Source organism: Bacillus sp. GW823-FHT06B01 (assembly GCF_058952315.1).
This window is the reverse complement of sequence record NZ_JBXAHR010000002.1, coordinates 728,018-743,123: the sequence shown is the minus strand read 5'-3', so window position 1 is coordinate 743,123 and position 15,106 is coordinate 728,018. Positions and strand designations below refer to the sequence as shown.

Here is a 15,106-nt window from a genome sequence, read left to right as displayed (position 1 = left end):
TTATTATTCAGTAACGATGCCGTGCACTAACGTTGGTGCATCTACATGTTCGTTAGCAATCTTCATGTTCTCATAAATTTTTGCTTTTACATCTTCCACATTTTCACGGTTTGCGTAAATTGTAACAAGGGATTCACCTTTTTTCACGCTGTCCCCTACTTTTTTGCGAAGCATTAAGCCAACTGCTAAATCAATTTCAGATTCCTTCGTCGCACGTCCTGCTCCTAAAAGCATTGCTGCTGTTCCGATTTCATCTGCAACGATTTCTGATACATAACCATCTTCCTTCGCTTCTACTTCAATTTTAAACTGTGCTTGTGGTAATTTAGAAGGATCATCAACAACAGAAGCATCGCCGCCTTGCGCTGATAAGAACGTTTTAAATGATTCTAGCGCTTTACCGTTGTTCATTACTTCAATTAATTTCTCACGTGCATCTTCTAAAGATGAAGCTTGTCCAGCAAGGTATACCATTTGACTTCCAAGTGTTAAACATAACTCTTCTAAATCTTTCGGCCCCTTACCTTGTAATGTATCAATTGCTTCTTGTACTTCAAGTGCGTTACCAATCGCCTCACCAAGTGGTTGACTCATATCAGAAATAACAGCCATCGTATTACGACCAACGTTATTACCAATGCGCACCATTGCTTCTGCTAAACGTTTTGCATCTTCATCTGTTTTCATAAATGCACCTGCTCCAGTTTTTACATCAAGAACAATTGCATCTGCACCAGCAGCAATTTTTTTACTCATAATCGAACTTGCAATAAGCGGAATTGAGTTTACTGTTGCCGTTACATCACGAAGTGCATATAACTTTTTATCCGCAGGTGTTAAGTTTCCACTTTGACCAATAACTGCGATTTTGTTTTCATTTACAAGTCGCATGAATTCATCATTTTCGATTTCAACATGGAATCCTGGAACTGCTTCTAATTTATCAATTGTACCACCAGTATGTCCTAACCCACGTCCAGACATTTTTGCAACCGGTACACCTAAAGCGGCTACTAATGGACCTAACACAAGTGTTGTTGTATCACCAACACCACCTGTTGAGTGCTTATCTACTTTTACCCCTTCAATAGCTGATAAGTCGATTGTATCACCGCTATTTACCATTGCCATAGTTAAATCAGCACGTTCTTGATCGTTCATATCTTGGAAGAAAATTGCCATTGCAAGTGAACTTACTTGGTAATCAGGAATATCACCATTCGTATATCCTTCAACAATAAAGTTAATTTCTTCTGTCGTTAATGCATGTCCGTCACGTTTTTTTGCAATTAGGTCCACCATTCTCATTGTGAGGTCACCCCTTCATTTGTTTTACGATTGCTTTTACTAATGCTAAGAAGTTAGCTTTAACACGTTCTGTCGTTTCGATTACTTCATCGTGATGAAGTGGCTGATCTAAAATACCAGCTGCCATATTTGAAATACAAGAAATACCAAGTACTTTCATACCAGCATGACGCGCTACAATTACTTCAGGTACTGTTGACATACCAACTGCATCTCCGCCAAGTGTACGAAGCATACGAATTTCAGCAGGTGTTTCATATACAGGACCTGTCATTCCAACGTATACACCTTCTTGTACTTTAATATTTAAGTCCGCTGCAACTTGTTTCGCCATTTCACGAAGTTCTGTCGTATATGATGTAGACATATCAGGGAAACGTACGCCCATTTCAGAATCATTCGGTCCGATTAATGGATTTGTACCCATGAAGTTAATGTGATCTGAAATTAACATAAGATCGCCTGGCTCAAATGATGTATTTACACCACCAGCTGCATTTGTTACAACAACTGTTTCTACACCTAGTTCTTTCATAACACGAACTGGGAATGTTACTTTTTGCATGTCGTATCCTTCATAGAAGTGGAAACGTCCTTGCATTGCTACTACTGTTACACCTTGAAGTGTACCGAATACGAGTTGACCTGCATGACCTTCTACAGTTGATACTGGGAATTCAGGGATTTCACTGTAAGGTACTGTTACTGCGTTCTCGATTTCATCTGCTAATACACCTAGTCCAGATCCAAGGATTAGTCCTACTTGTGGCGTTTCTTGAAATTTCTCTTTTAAGTATGAAGCTGATTTTGTAATAAGTTCACGATTCATTTGTTTATCCCCCTATTTCTTTAGCTCGTTTAAGAAGCTTGTTCCGTGTTCTGGCATTTTCACGCCGAAGTTTTCTGCTACCGTTGCACCAATATCAGCAAATGTTTGGCGAATTGATAATTCTTGTCCGCCATCTTTCATGCTTGGGCTATATGCTAATAACGGTACATATTCACGTGTATGATCAGTACCGTGGTGAACTGGATCATTACCGTGGTCTGCTGTAATTAATAATAAATCATCTTCTTTTAGTTTTTCGAATACTTCTGGAAGACGAGCATCATACTCTTGCAGAGCTTCTCCGTACCCTTGTGGATCACGGCGGTGTCCAAATAATGCATCAAAGTCAACTAAGTTCAAGAAGCTAAGACCTGTAAAGTCCATATTTAATGTATCTACAAGCTTATCCATTCCATCCATATTAGACTTCGTACGAAGTGACTCAGTTACACCTTCACCATCATATATGTCAGAGATTTTACCGATAGCAATAACATCGTAGTCACTATCTTTTAATTCATTCATTACCGTACGGCCGAATGGTTTTAATGCATAATCATGACGGTTTGGTGTACGTGTAAAGTTTCCAGGCTCACCAACGAATGGACGAGCGATAACGCGACCTACCATGTATTTCTCATCTAATGTTAATTCACGTGCAATTTTACAAATTTTATATAACTCATCAAGCGGCACTACTTCTTCGTGTGCTGCGATTTGTAATACGCTATCAGCAGAAGTGTAAACGATTAAAGATCCTGTTTCCATTTGCTCTTGACCAAGCTCATCAAGAATCTCAGTTCCAGAAGCTGGTTTATTACCGATGATTTTACGACCTGTTTTTTCTTCTAATTCATCAAGTAATTCTTTCGGGAAGCCTTCAGGGAAAACTTGGAATGGTGTATCAATGTAAAGACCCATAATTTCCCAGTGACCTGTCATTGTATCTTTACCAGTAGATTTCTCTTCCATTTTTGTATAATATCCAAGTGGTTTTTCTACTTTAGAGATACCTTTCATTTCACGAATGTTACCAAGACCTAATTTCACCATGTTAGGCATTTGTAACCCATTCATATGTTCAGCAATGTGACCAATTGTGTCAGATCCTAAATCACCAAATTGCTCAGCATCTGGTGCTTCACCGATTCCAACAGAATCCATTACGACTAGGAATATACGTTTATATTTATTCATAACTGCGACCTCCTATAAGTTCAGTTCTACTTCTTGTAGTATGTTCAAAACGCTATAAAGTGAAACTGTTCTCCATAAGAATTCTCTTTCGTTCTCATTGTCAAACAGTACTTCTTTAATTGATTCTCTAACCTATTTCGTTTACTTCGAAACGACTCAAAAACATTTCTAGTTTTTTCTAAGTCAGATGTCAGACATCTGATACAGATATCATAACATGTTTACGCTTTCTTTTTAATACATTTTCGTAGAATTTCTCATTTTCTTCACACTTCTATTGTAATCCATTATGCAAATAAGTGCTAATTATTTTATGATTTATTTCTTCATATAAAGTGAAACTTTGATTAGTAGGAGTTTAGTTCTTCTCCACTGATTATAAGCCCTCATCAATTGGACGTTTACGGAATAAAAATAAAAAGCAGCTCTAAAGAGCTGCTTTTTATTTTACTTCTACTGTTTCTTCTTTATGTTCATGTAGTTCGCCTTTTTTAACATGAACTTTCACTTTGTAAGAACCATTTTCTTTGAAAGTATGTTTCGTTTCATACTCTCCTTTATTTCCTTCTTTCGCTGGAATAAATTCGTGTTTTTCAACACCATCTTTCCAAATCTCAAGTTGTACTTCAGCACCAGTTAACGCTTCTTCTTTTTGTTTTAAATGAACTTTCATAGTCGATTCAGCATTTGCTTTTATATCACCAGCCATAAGATGGATCATTGTATCGCTTTTATGATCGCCATGCCCTGCACCGTGATCACTATTTTCTTTTTTCGCATCTTCTACTTTCGCATTTCCTACAGCCACTTTTACTTCTGGCATAACATGCATTTCACGTGCATTTGTGTGAGCGATAATATGGTATACTCCATCCGTCTCGAACGTTTTCTCTACTGCATAAACACCTTTTCCTTTATGCTTACCATCTAACATCTCGTGCTTTTCGTCGCCAGCTTTCCAAATTTCAAACTTTACATCTTCAGCATCTGTTACTTTTTCTTTTCCTTGTGTAACAAGTGCTTGTACTTCTGTTTTTTCACCAGGTTTAATTTCTTTCGGATTTGTTTGAACTGCTACTTTTACAGCTTCTAGTTTCTGTTCTTTTTTCGGTTCTTCTTTGTTTGTATTACAGCCAACCAATGCTAGCATCGCGATAAATAAAGTCATAATAAGTTTTTTCATCATCATTTCCTCCTTCATACCTTATTTAGTATAGAGGAAATACATTGTAATATTCTAGTCTTCTGCTGAAAACAATGTACGAAATGTTTGTGAAGTTTTTGTGAAGTACTGTAGCCTTTTGAATCTATGAAAAAAGAGCATAGTAACTATGCTCTCGGATGAAACTGTTTATATACATCTTTTAATCTAGCTTTTGAAACATGCGTATAAATTTGCGTCGTTGAAATATCTGCATGTCCAAGCATTTCTTGCACAGCACGCAAGTCTGCTCCATTTTCTAATAAATGCGTAGCAAAAGAATGGCGCAACGTATGCGGTGTAAGCTCTTTTTCAATATTTGCTTCTTTCGCCAATCGTTTTAAAATTTTCCAAAATCCTTGTCTTGATAATCGATTCCCATGATGGTTTAAAAAGAGTGCATCTACTACTTTTTTACCCATCAATTCTCTTCTTCCCTTTTCAATATACTTTTGAATCGCTTCCGTCGCTAAACTTCCTAGTGGAATAATTCTTTCTTTATTCCCTTTCCCTATGCAACGAACAAATCCCATCGTTAAATGTACATCTTCTAAATTTAAGGCAATTAATTCCGAAACACGAAGTCCTGTTGCATACAATAACTCTAGCATCGCTTTGTCACGAACCCCAAAAGCACTCGTCATTTTTGGTGTCTGAAGTAACGCCTCTACTTCATCGATTGATAGTACTTTCGGTAATTTCCGTTCTCCTTGCGGCGTTTCAATATGTACGGATGGGTCGTGCTCTACCGCCCGTTCACGAAGTAAAAATTGGTGAAACGAACGAATCGATGCAATATGACGTGCTAATGTTTTCGAAGATTTTCCGTTTTCTTTTAAGTGCTGCAGAAAATTAACAATGTGCAAGCGTGTTACTTCATGAAAGCTTTTCGCCTGTTCTACATTTTGCAAATACTTTACATAACTTTTTAAATCACGTTCATAAGATACTACTGTATTTTTCGCTAGCCCTTTTTCGACAACCATATAATGAATAAAATCTTTTAATTGATCTTCCAATCTACACTACTCCCCATTTTCATAGAAAAACATCATTCTATTTACGAAAGCATCCTTTGCCGGCTCTTCATTCCCTGATACTTTTTCTACAGTCTCTTCTTTTGGCTTTTCATAACGATGATAGCTTTCATATTCTTCATTTATCCATAGTATAGCGAAATAAAACAAAATCGTACAACTTGTAAATAATAAAAATACTTTTATCCCATCAAAAGTTAATTTTAAAACTCGGCGCATTGTAAATTCCTCCAAAATATAAGTTATTACAACATATGCCAAGCTTTCACCAATTTATACCTTATTCAAATAAAAAACCTCTTCCTAGTTAAATAGGAAAAGGTTATTTTTCATCCGTTTCATTTTCTTGACAATTTTTACAAATCCCATGGAATGTTAAACGATGATCCTTCACCTTAAAGCTCCAGTCATGTTCTACTTTCCTTTCCACTTCACCAAGTAAATCTTCTTGTATTTCTTGTACAGCACCACATTGTGTACAAATCAAATGATGGTGGAAACGCTGCGCACCTTCTTGGCGTAAGTCATAGCGTGAAACACCGTCTCCGAAGTTAATCTTATCGACAACTTTTAACTCAGATAATAGTTCTAAAGTTCGATAGACGGTTGCTAATCCGATCTCTGGCGACTTTTCTTTTACAAGGAGGTAAACATCTTCTGCGCTTAAATGATCTTCTTCATTTTCTAGCAGCACACGAACTGTTGCTTCACGTTGCGGTGTTAATTTGTAGCTCGCTGCATGTAATTGCTTCTTAATTCGTTCAATTCTTTCTTCCATTCGGTACTACTCCCTCCTCGCCACTCTTACACCATTATATCAGAAGAAGGGCTTCTGTCAAAAGAAAAACAATAAAAACAAATTGATAATTATTCTCAAAAAGTATTTATTGTTTATTAATAGCCTCAACGACTTCTTTCATTAAAACTGGTGATGCGTAAGCTTCTACACTAGAAGCAAGAGCTAACACTACTCCGATTACAAGAAAAAAGCATGTATAACGAATTAATAATGGTAATAGCGGTTCGGTTATTTTCCGAATAAATTGATGTCTAATCATGCGTAAGGAAAAGCTTGCGGCAATTGTTGTCATAACGAGAAATACTGGAATAATAATGAGATTTTGTGGCAATACAGAAACGAATGCTAATAATAATCCATTCCATCCATGCTGACTTACTAAAAAACCTACTGTAAATCCGACAACTACTCCTTTTACAAATAATAAAATAAAAATAAGTGGCAATCCAATAATTGAAATCCCCAAAATCCAAATAAATCCAATGTATTTTAATTGCGAAAAGTAACTTTCTCGAAACATTTCGCTCGCAACAGCAAATTCTCCTTTAGAAACTTGTCCAAAAAAACGTTGTAAATAAAATGATAAATCTTGTTTTTGATTCAATTGTAAACTATTTACAAGAATGGCCCCAAATATTACTCCCATCAATAATAAAACAGCGTTAAATATATATAATGAAGAGTTTTCCTGTATGTGAGACATTACACGGTCTTGCCAAGTTTTTCTCCACATTTTTCTTCCCTCCGTTCACACTCTTATTAAAAATGTATGAAAGAAAGAAAAAAGTATGACGAATTAACATTGAAATTCCGCTCTACTTTGCTAAACTAAAAAGTAGAGAATAGGAGGGATTTCTCTTGAAACCATTATTATTAGATTTTCCAACATTATTTCAAACTGAACGCTTACAAGTTCGTAAGCCATTTCCAGGTGATGGTGCAGAAGTGTATGAAGCAATCCAAGCTTCTCTAGAAGACTTAGTACCGTGGATGCCAATTAACGCTGAAACAGAAGAAAGTGCTGAAGAAATCGTTCGTAACGCTCACGGGCAGTTTTTACTTCGTGAAACACTTGATTTTCACTTATACGATAAAGTATCTGGTACATTCATCGGAGCTATAACGCTCAAGCCTGAAAACTGGGATATTCCAAAGTTTTCACTTCACTTCTGGCTGCATAGTGCTTATACAAAACAAGGCTATATGACTGAAGCCATTAAAGGTGCCATTCAATTTGCCTTTGATAAGCTAAGTGCTAGAAGAATTGAAATTCGTACTGATGCAACAAATGCAAATGCATGTAACCTAGCAGAACGTTTAGAATTTATTCTAGAAGGTACAATGGAAAATGATTTCATAGCACCAGATGGTAGCTTACGTGATGCACGCGTATACGCAAAAATCAATTAAAAAACACTCGCCTTTGGCGAGTGTTTATTTTTGTAGTTGTAAATATTGTACTGCAAACATCGTCTTCGCATCATGAATACGAAGATCTTTCATAAGAATAATCGCTTCTTCTAACGATACTTCCATCAATTCCACGAATTCATCTTCATCTAACTCGGCTTTATTTTCTTTTTTCGTCAAACCTGTCGCTTTATATACATATAAAATTTCATCTGCAAATCCTGGAGATGTATAGAAAGAAGTAATAAGCTCCATATTTTCACATACATATCCTGTTTCCTCTTCTAATTCACGAACTGCTGTCACCTCAGGTTTTTCACCAGGTTCTAACTTGCCGGCCGGAATTTCTATAATCGCCTTTTCAAGCGCTTTACGATACTGCTCGACAAGCACAATTTTCCCCTCATCAGTAATAGCAATAATAGCAACTGCACCAGGGTGATTTACAATTTCACGTTTACTCATTGCTCCATTTGGTAATACTACATCATCAACACGAACTTTTATAACTCTACCATCAAAAATCGGTTCAGTTTTTACTGTTCTCTCTGCAAGATTACTCATACTACTTCATCTCCCTGTTCTATTTCCTATTCTTTCCTCATACATTTTACCACATTGAAAGGAGCGTGATAGAAATGAAAGTTTATATTTTACCAAATCGCGTCACTTTAGTCGGAAAAGCATGGCAAATTCGCCATAAGCTAAAACAATATGGAAAAGAGTATACAACTGTACAAGAGTGGATTGCAGCAAATAAAGTGAAACTTTAATCAGAGGGGGTTTTGTTCATCCCCTCTGATTATTAGTTGAACGAATCGGGCTTTTACGGGCAGTTAATCTCCCACCTAACTTCCTCGTATGAGCCGAATTTTAAAGTGGGGGTCTTACTGCCCGTTAAAGCGGGGTAAAAAGTAAACGTTTGTCAACCTCTTTTCCCTTGCGTACAATAAAGGTAAGGAGGTTGACCTATGAAAAAACGTCAATTAGGAAACTCAGATTTGTTTGTGACAGAAATGGGACTTGGCTGTATGTCTCTCGGTACATCTGAAACAGAAGCTATGCATATTATCGATGAAGCAATCGATTTAGGAATCAATTTTTTTGATACAGCGGATTTATATGATTATGGATTAAACGAAGAATTTGTTGGAAAAGCCTTAAAAGGGAAACGAGACCAAATTGTTCTTACAACAAAAGTTGGAAATCGATGGACAGAAGAAAAAAACGGGTGGTCTTGGGATCCTTCTAAAAATTACATAAAGGCTGAAGTGAAAGAAAGTTTACGTAGACTTCAAACTGATTATATTGATCTTTATCAACTTCACGGCGGGACGATTGAAGATCCAATAGATGAAACAATTGAAGCCTTTGAAGAATTAAAAAAAGAAGGTATTATTCGTCATTACGGTATTTCTTCTATACGTCCAAATGTGATCCGTGAATATGCTAAACGTTCCAATATCGTTAGTGTGCTAATGGAATATAGCCTTTTAAATCGTCGCCCTGAAGAATGGTTCCCACTTCTAAGTGAACATCAAATTAGCATTATTGCTCGTGGGCCACTTGCAAAAGGAATTTTAACTGATAATAATGCAAGAAAGATAGAAAGAGTAAAAGAAAAGAATTATCTTTCTTATTCTTACGATGAATTATATGCGACACTTGCGAATGTAAAAGAAATAATCGGAGAAAGCTCTTTAACAGGAACAGCTATTCAATATTGCTTACATAACGAAACTGTTGCAGCTGTTATACCTGGTGCAAGCTCTATTGGGCAATTGAAAGAAAATGCCCAGGCTAGTAAACAAACACAGTTAACAACAGCTCAATATATACAACTTCAGCAAATTGCTAAATGTGATACTTACGCTTTACATCGTTAAAAAGACGCTACCATACTGGTAGCGTCTTTTTATAGCGTATCATATTTATCCGGATTCGTTCCTACATGTAAATTACGATTTAACGTATTAATTTGAGTCATCTCTTCTTCTGTTAGTGAAAAATCAAAGATAGAAAAATTCTCCTTAATGCGAGATGGTGTAACAGATTTAGGAATCGTCACTACCCCGCTCTGAATATCCCATCTTAATATAACTTGCGCAGGTGTTTTTTCATATTTCGTAGCAATGGCCTGAATAATCGGGTTCTCGAATACTTCCCCGCCTCTCATTAATGGGCTCCATGCTTCCATTTGAATTTGCTCACCTTGACAGAAATTACGCAATTCAAATTGCGCTAACATCGGATGAAGTTCCACTTGGTTGACCATCGGCTTCACTTTACAATTTGGTAATAACAGTTCTAAATGATGTTTATGAAAATTTGAAACACCAATCGCGCGCACTTTACCTTCTTCATACAGTTTTTCTAGCGCTCGGTACGTATCGACATACTTCCCTCTTATTGGCCAATGTATTAAATATAAATCTACATAGTCCATTTGTAATTTCTTTAAGCTTTTTTCAAACGCCTCAAGTGTTTCCTCGTATCCTTGATCATCGTTCCAAACTTTTGTTGTAATAAATATGTCTTCTCTCGGAATTCCTGATTCACGAACCGCTTCTCCGACACCGCTTTCATTTTCATATACAGTTGCTGTATCAATCGAACGGTATCCAACCTCTAACGCTGTTTTTACTGCTTGTTTTACTTCATCGCCTTCTTTCGCTTTATAAACGCCTAGACCAATCATCGGCATTTTTACGCCATTATGAAGTGTAGTTGTTGGAATGTGCACATTCGTCTCCCTCTCATTCTTACATTTTTTATAAGCCACCACTTTATTTCAACAAGATTCAACCAAAAAGTCAAAACATATGTACAGTTTACATAATAATTTTATACACTAAAACGCAAACTCAATTATTCATATTCCCTTCTCTCCATTCTTTCGCTTTTTCATCAACACTACGTACAAACTCATTTTTTCCTTCCGTATATAACGTGCCATCATATGTATATTTTTCGGCTAATTCTTTCTTTAAGGTTGCATATGCCTCTGCTTCTTCACAATGAGCCATCATATAATCACGAAACGCTAAATGCCTTACTATCTCAGGATTTCCTTTTTCAAAAACGTGTAAGTGATACGAGCGTTTTTCCTCCGTTCCATGAATAAAATAACGACGTCTTGAAATACCATTTTCCCCTTTTACGATGTAACCAAGCTCTTCAAAACGTTCATTCCAATGATCTACTCTGTCGATACTCTCTACTTCCATAATCATATCTATAATTGGTTTAGCTGCCAGTCCTGGCACTGATGTACTTCCAATATGATGGACTTTCACCATTTCTGGCATCGCCGATTTTAATCGTTCAGCCTCTATTTGAAATTTTTCGTTCCAATGATCTTCATGCGGAACGACTACAATTTTTCTCATTTTAAACTCCCCTTTTCTTACAAGCTCGTCAAAAAAATGATCAGCGGTATGCACTGATCATTTTTTTATATTATTTAAAGTCTTTCCAAGTAAGGCTACTTTCACTTAACAGTTCTTCAAATGATTTATTCTTTTCACGTTCTTTTTGTTCTTGGCGCTTTCTTTCCAGTTCAGCTGCCTCTTTTTTCTCTTCTCTCACTTGCAATTCTTTCTTCTTATTCTTTAATTGCTGCATGAGTGAATCATTTAATTGATCGCCTAATGTAAGCGACTCTTTCTCTGGTCTATTCACTTGCGATTGTCTTTGCATTTGTCTTTGTTTCTTTTTCTTCATGCTACTCACCTTTTACTTTTTTCTCCATTATAGTAGATACACAATGAACTCGACAATAAAAAAGGTTCTTTACTCTATTATTCACCTTTTGTAAATATGTTAATTTTTCGAAAAAACTAAATTTTTATATAGATATAATCCTATGAATCTATTAAAATTATGTCGTATGATGTCAGATTATAAAAAAAAAGGAGAAATGAATTATGTGGAAAAAAATCATTCCTGCTGTTGCCGTTTTAAGCACCATAACTTTTTCAAGCGTATTTGCCGCTCCCCCATCCCAGATTCCAGCTGAACAAAACCGCCACGTAGACGTACAAATGCTTGGTATTAATGATTTCCATGGACAACTAGATACTGTTAAAAAAATTAATAACAAAGAAGCTGGTGGTGCTGATTACTTAGCTACTTATTTAAAAGAACGTAAAAAGCAAAACCCTAATACACTTCTCGTACATGCTGGCGATATTGTCGGAGCTAGTCCACCAGTTTCAGCGTTGTTACAAGATGAACCAACAATTGAATTTTTAAATGACTTAAAATTCGATGTTGGTACAATCGGAAACCATGAATTTGATGAAGGTATCGATGAAATGAAACGCCTCATTTACGGTGGATATCACGAGAAAACAGGTAATTTCAAAGGTGCTAACTTCCCTTATGTCGCTGCTAACTTCTATAACAAATCAACTGGTCGCTTATTTTTACCACCATTTACTGTAAAAATGGTAGATGGTGTTCCTGTAGGATTCATTGGCGTTGTTACAACTGATACGCCAAATGTCGTGATGCCTACTATGCTTAAAAATGTACAGATCACTGACGAAGTAGAAGCAATTAATAAATCAGCGCAACAATTAAAGCGTCTCGGTGTTAAATCCATCGTCGTCCTTGCCCATGTCGGCGGAACAACTGATGAGTCTGGCGTGACAAATGGAGACCTTACTCGAATTGCAAATGAAACAGACTCGGAAGTTGATGTTATTTTCGGTGGACATAGTCACACGTATGTAAATGGTACTGTAAATAATAAACTAATCGTCCAAGCGAACTCTTATGGAACAGCTTTCTCAGACGTAGATGTAACAATTGATCGTAAAACAAAAGATATTGTAAAGAAAAAAGCTGAAGTGATTACAACATATCATGAAGGTGTGGAACCTGATAAACAAGTAAAACAAAAAATAGATCAATATAAAGAAACAATCGCACCACTTGTAAATGAAGTTGTAGGAAAATCTACAGCACCTATCGACCGTAAACAAAATGATGCTGGTGAATCTACTCTTGGGAATGTAATTGCCGACGCACAGCGTCAAACGATGCAAGCTCAAATCGCGCTTATGAATCCTGGTGGCATTCGTAATGACTTAGATGCTGGCGATATTACTTGGGGCGAATTATATGGCGTTCAGCCTTTTGGAAACCAATTGATTAAAGTAGATTTAACAGGTCAAGATATTCGCGACATTTTAAATCAACAATGGCAAAAAGGAACAACAAGAATGCTTCAAATTTCAGGTATTCAATATACGTGGGATGCAAATAAACCAAGCGGTGAAAAGGTTACGAATATACGCTTAACAAATGGCGAAGAGTTATCTCCATCTAAAACGTATAGCGTAGTTGCGAATGCTTTCTTAGCTTCTGGCGGTGACGGATTCGTATCATTTAAAAATGGGAAGAATTCAGAAACTGGTCCAAACGACTTTGAAGCGCTCGTCGATTATGTAAAACAATTAAAAGAACCAATTCAGCCAGTTATTGATGGAAGAATTCAAAAGATAAATTAAGTATTTCCCTCATATGCGATCCAGATTTTTATTGTAAAGGATACGCACTTATACTTAATCCACAATATTAGCAAAACCTAAAAAGGATACTCGTTCTTACAATGAACATAGTATCCTTTTCTTTAGTTATCAAAATGTGATGTTTTGTTAAAATCATATTGTTGTAAAAATTGTTGTAACGCCTCTTCTACAAGTTTAGATTTTTGAATTCCTTTCGCTTCTGATATAACGTCTAATTTTGCTAATATTTCTTTATTAATAGAAAAGGTACGTTTCTTTTTCTCTGTACTTATACTCATAATGGGCACAATTACTTCTTCTCTCTTTCTTAATAACTCATAAATACTTTGTAATTGCTCATAAATTAATAATTGATAATCCGTTTTCGCATATTGAAGGGCTGTCGCTTCTTGGAGTTGTAAGTGACGCGGTTCTTCTCCATCTCCTACAAAAATACGTTTCTTCTGTTCTCCATCATATTCGTATCCAATCAATCTTAATTTCTTTGATAATGTATATGGGCTTATTTCAAGACGTTTTGCTATAATAGCGATGGATTCACGTCTATTTAAGCAATCTATAATTTCTCCAATCGTCACAATTTCCCTCCTCCCGTGTTGAAATGACACTAGTATGGTATGTTACAATGATTTTCTAACAGTATATGCAAAACGAATAGCCTGTGCGATTCATACGATTTCAGAAAAGGAGGATTTCCATATGCTTTTTCGTAGCTATACCCCACAGTTTTATAATGAAAATAAACAACTCATTCCTAATAGTATTGCTACGATGGAAAGCGTTATGATCCATAATCGAAAACAAACTCTCCTTATGCGCGGGCAAAACATAGAGCAGCCAATTTTATTATGCTGTCATGGCGGACCTGGCATGGCACAAATTGGATTTATTCGTCATTTTCAAAAAGAATTGGAGAAACACTTCATCGTTATTAATTGGGATCAGCGCGGGGCAGGTAAATCCTTTTCAATGAAAGATTTCGGAGCAAATTTTACAATCGAACAATTCGTTTCCGATGCAAAAGAAGTGATTCAATATGTACTTAAAAAGTTCAATAAACAGAAACTATTTCTCGCTGGTCATTCTTGGGGAAGCATTATTGGGCTTAACATAGCACATCAATATCCACAGTATATCGAGGCTTACATCGGTATTGGGCAGATTGTACATATGAAACAAAACGAAGAATTGCTATATCAGCATTTAATTCGTTCTGCAAAAAAACATGATCATAAAAAAGCATTAGCGTCCCTTTTAAAATTAGGCAAACCACCATTTTTAGATACGAGACGCCTTATTATTCAAAGAAAGTGGCTTGGCACATTCGGTGGAGCAATCCAAAACGGATCTTCCTTTTCTTTCATACGAAAAGGCTTCTTTTCCCCTGAATATACGCTATTAGATTGGTTCAAGTTTCTCGCAGGAAATTTAAAATCTGGCGTTTTATGGGAAGAAATGTTGACAATCGATTTCTTTTCTTCTATTTCAAGCTTATCTATTCCGGTTTATTTTTGTTCTGGTCGCTATGATTATCAAACTCCTTATGCTCTCGTTCAGGAATATTGTGATGTGATAGAAGCCCCCATAAAAAAAATGATTTGGTTCCCAAATTCAGCACATTCTCCTGATTTAGAAGAACCTGAATTATTCGCCAATTCTTTACAATCAATTAAACAAGAGCTAGCTTTTCAACATTAGTAACAAAAGGCTCTTTTACATTTCATAGAAAACAATTTATAATAATATGTCGCAACTATGTATAAATATAGCAAAGTGCTTCATATTTAC

18 protein-coding genes are annotated in these 15,106 nt (G+C 36.1%); 5 read left to right on the top strand and 13 right to left on the bottom strand.

Annotated elements, in window-relative coordinates:
• Positions 1–3: 3 nt before the first annotated feature.
• The 8 genes from AC1Q8N_RS10970 to spoIIM all read right to left on the bottom strand — a co-directional run bounded on the left by AC1Q8N_RS10970 (position 4) and on the right by spoIIM (position 7,074).
• The gene (locus AC1Q8N_RS10970; protein WP_001243077.1) at positions 4–1,308 is read right to left on the bottom strand and encodes a pyrimidine-nucleoside phosphorylase; all 1,305 of its coding nucleotides are present in this window, start codon (positions 1,306–1,308) and stop codon (positions 4–6) included.
• A gap of 7 nt (positions 1,309–1,315) precedes the next feature.
• On the bottom strand, positions 1,316–2,137 hold the full coding sequence (locus tag AC1Q8N_RS10965; protein WP_001078444.1) for a purine-nucleoside phosphorylase: 822 nt from the start codon (positions 2,135–2,137) through the stop codon (positions 1,316–1,318).
• Positions 2,138–2,149: 12 nt separating this feature from the next.
• Positions 2,150–3,334, bottom strand: a complete 1,185-nt coding sequence (deoB, locus tag AC1Q8N_RS10960; RefSeq protein ID WP_048546267.1) for a phosphopentomutase — start codon at positions 3,332–3,334, stop codon at positions 2,150–2,152.
• A 442-nt stretch (positions 3,335–3,776) separates the two neighbouring features.
• Positions 3,777–4,520, bottom strand: coding sequence for a FixH family protein (locus AC1Q8N_RS10955; RefSeq protein WP_053078532.1), 744 nt, complete (start codon positions 4,518–4,520; stop codon positions 3,777–3,779).
• A 143-nt stretch (positions 4,521–4,663) separates the two neighbouring features.
• On the bottom strand, positions 4,664–5,554 hold the full coding sequence (gene xerD, locus AC1Q8N_RS10950) for a site-specific tyrosine recombinase XerD (RefSeq protein WP_000390083.1): 891 nt from the start codon (positions 5,552–5,554) through the stop codon (positions 4,664–4,666).
• A 6-nt stretch (positions 5,555–5,560) separates the two neighbouring features.
• The gene (locus tag AC1Q8N_RS10945; RefSeq protein WP_001255255.1) at positions 5,561–5,791 is read right to left on the bottom strand and encodes a YqzK family protein; all 231 of its coding nucleotides are present in this window, start codon (positions 5,789–5,791) and stop codon (positions 5,561–5,563) included.
• Positions 5,792–5,894: 103 nt separating this feature from the next.
• Positions 5,895–6,350, bottom strand: coding sequence for a ferric iron uptake transcriptional regulator (gene fur, locus AC1Q8N_RS10940; protein ID WP_000392655.1), 456 nt, complete (start codon positions 6,348–6,350; stop codon positions 5,895–5,897).
• 106 nt (positions 6,351–6,456) lie between these two features.
• Positions 6,457–7,074 carry a stage II sporulation protein M gene (spoIIM, locus tag AC1Q8N_RS10935; RefSeq protein WP_223261357.1) on the bottom strand — a complete coding sequence of 206 codons (618 nt, stop codon included), beginning with the start codon at positions 7,072–7,074 and terminating at the stop codon, positions 6,457–6,459.
• A gap of 155 nt (positions 7,075–7,229) precedes the next feature.
• Here spoIIM and AC1Q8N_RS10930 point away from each other — a divergent pair, with 155 nt between their 5' ends.
• Complete coding sequence (locus AC1Q8N_RS10930) at positions 7,230–7,781, top strand: GNAT family N-acetyltransferase (protein ID WP_000803489.1); 552 nt, start codon at positions 7,230–7,232, stop codon at positions 7,779–7,781.
• A gap of 24 nt (positions 7,782–7,805) precedes the next feature.
• Here the strand turns inward: AC1Q8N_RS10930 and AC1Q8N_RS10925 are convergent, their stop codons facing one another.
• Positions 7,806–8,345 carry an NUDIX domain-containing protein gene (locus AC1Q8N_RS10925; RefSeq protein ID WP_000067040.1) on the bottom strand — a complete coding sequence of 180 codons (540 nt, stop codon included), beginning with the start codon at positions 8,343–8,345 and terminating at the stop codon, positions 7,806–7,808.
• 74 nt (positions 8,346–8,419) lie between these two features.
• On the opposite strand from AC1Q8N_RS10925, the gene mciZ reads away from it, so the two are divergent.
• Together mciZ and lolS are read left to right on the top strand one after the other, a co-directional pair.
• On the top strand, positions 8,420–8,554 hold the full coding sequence (gene mciZ, locus AC1Q8N_RS10920) for a Z-ring formation inhibitor MciZ (RefSeq protein WP_048546274.1): 135 nt from the start codon (positions 8,420–8,422) through the stop codon (positions 8,552–8,554).
• A 198-nt stretch (positions 8,555–8,752) separates the two neighbouring features.
• Positions 8,753–9,667: an aldo/keto reductase gene (lolS, locus tag AC1Q8N_RS10915; RefSeq protein WP_098047900.1), complete on the top strand. Its 915-nt coding sequence runs from the start codon at positions 8,753–8,755 to the stop codon at positions 9,665–9,667.
• Positions 9,668–9,696: 29 nt separating this feature from the next.
• On the opposite strand, the gene AC1Q8N_RS10910 is transcribed toward lolS, so the two are convergent.
• The 3 genes from AC1Q8N_RS10910 to AC1Q8N_RS10900 all read right to left on the bottom strand — a co-directional run bounded on the left by AC1Q8N_RS10910 (position 9,697) and on the right by AC1Q8N_RS10900 (position 11,504).
• Positions 9,697–10,524, bottom strand: coding sequence for an aldo/keto reductase (locus AC1Q8N_RS10910; RefSeq protein WP_048546278.1), 828 nt, complete (start codon positions 10,522–10,524; stop codon positions 9,697–9,699).
• A 121-nt stretch (positions 10,525–10,645) separates the two neighbouring features.
• Complete coding sequence (locus AC1Q8N_RS10905) at positions 10,646–11,170, bottom strand: GrpB family protein (RefSeq protein WP_048546280.1); 525 nt, start codon at positions 11,168–11,170, stop codon at positions 10,646–10,648.
• 70 nt (positions 11,171–11,240) lie between these two features.
• Entirely contained in the window at positions 11,241–11,504 is a 264-nt protein-coding gene (locus tag AC1Q8N_RS10900) for a YqkE family protein (RefSeq protein ID WP_000727565.1), read from the bottom strand.
• A gap of 203 nt (positions 11,505–11,707) precedes the next feature.
• Here AC1Q8N_RS10900 and AC1Q8N_RS10895 point away from each other — a divergent pair, with 203 nt between their 5' ends.
• Entirely contained in the window at positions 11,708–13,297 is a 1,590-nt protein-coding gene (locus tag AC1Q8N_RS10895) for a bifunctional metallophosphatase/5'-nucleotidase (RefSeq protein WP_493521183.1), read from the top strand.
• 122 nt (positions 13,298–13,419) lie between these two features.
• Here the strand turns inward: AC1Q8N_RS10895 and AC1Q8N_RS10890 are convergent, their stop codons facing one another.
• On the bottom strand, positions 13,420–13,896 hold the full coding sequence (locus AC1Q8N_RS10890; protein ID WP_000151916.1) for a ribbon-helix-helix domain-containing protein: 477 nt from the start codon (positions 13,894–13,896) through the stop codon (positions 13,420–13,422).
• 121 nt (positions 13,897–14,017) lie between these two features.
• On the opposite strand from AC1Q8N_RS10890, the gene AC1Q8N_RS10885 reads away from it, so the two are divergent.
• Positions 14,018–15,016, top strand: a complete 999-nt coding sequence (locus tag AC1Q8N_RS10885) for an alpha/beta fold hydrolase (protein ID WP_048546285.1) — start codon at positions 14,018–14,020, stop codon at positions 15,014–15,016.
• The last annotated feature ends 90 nt before the right edge of the window (positions 15,017–15,106 follow it).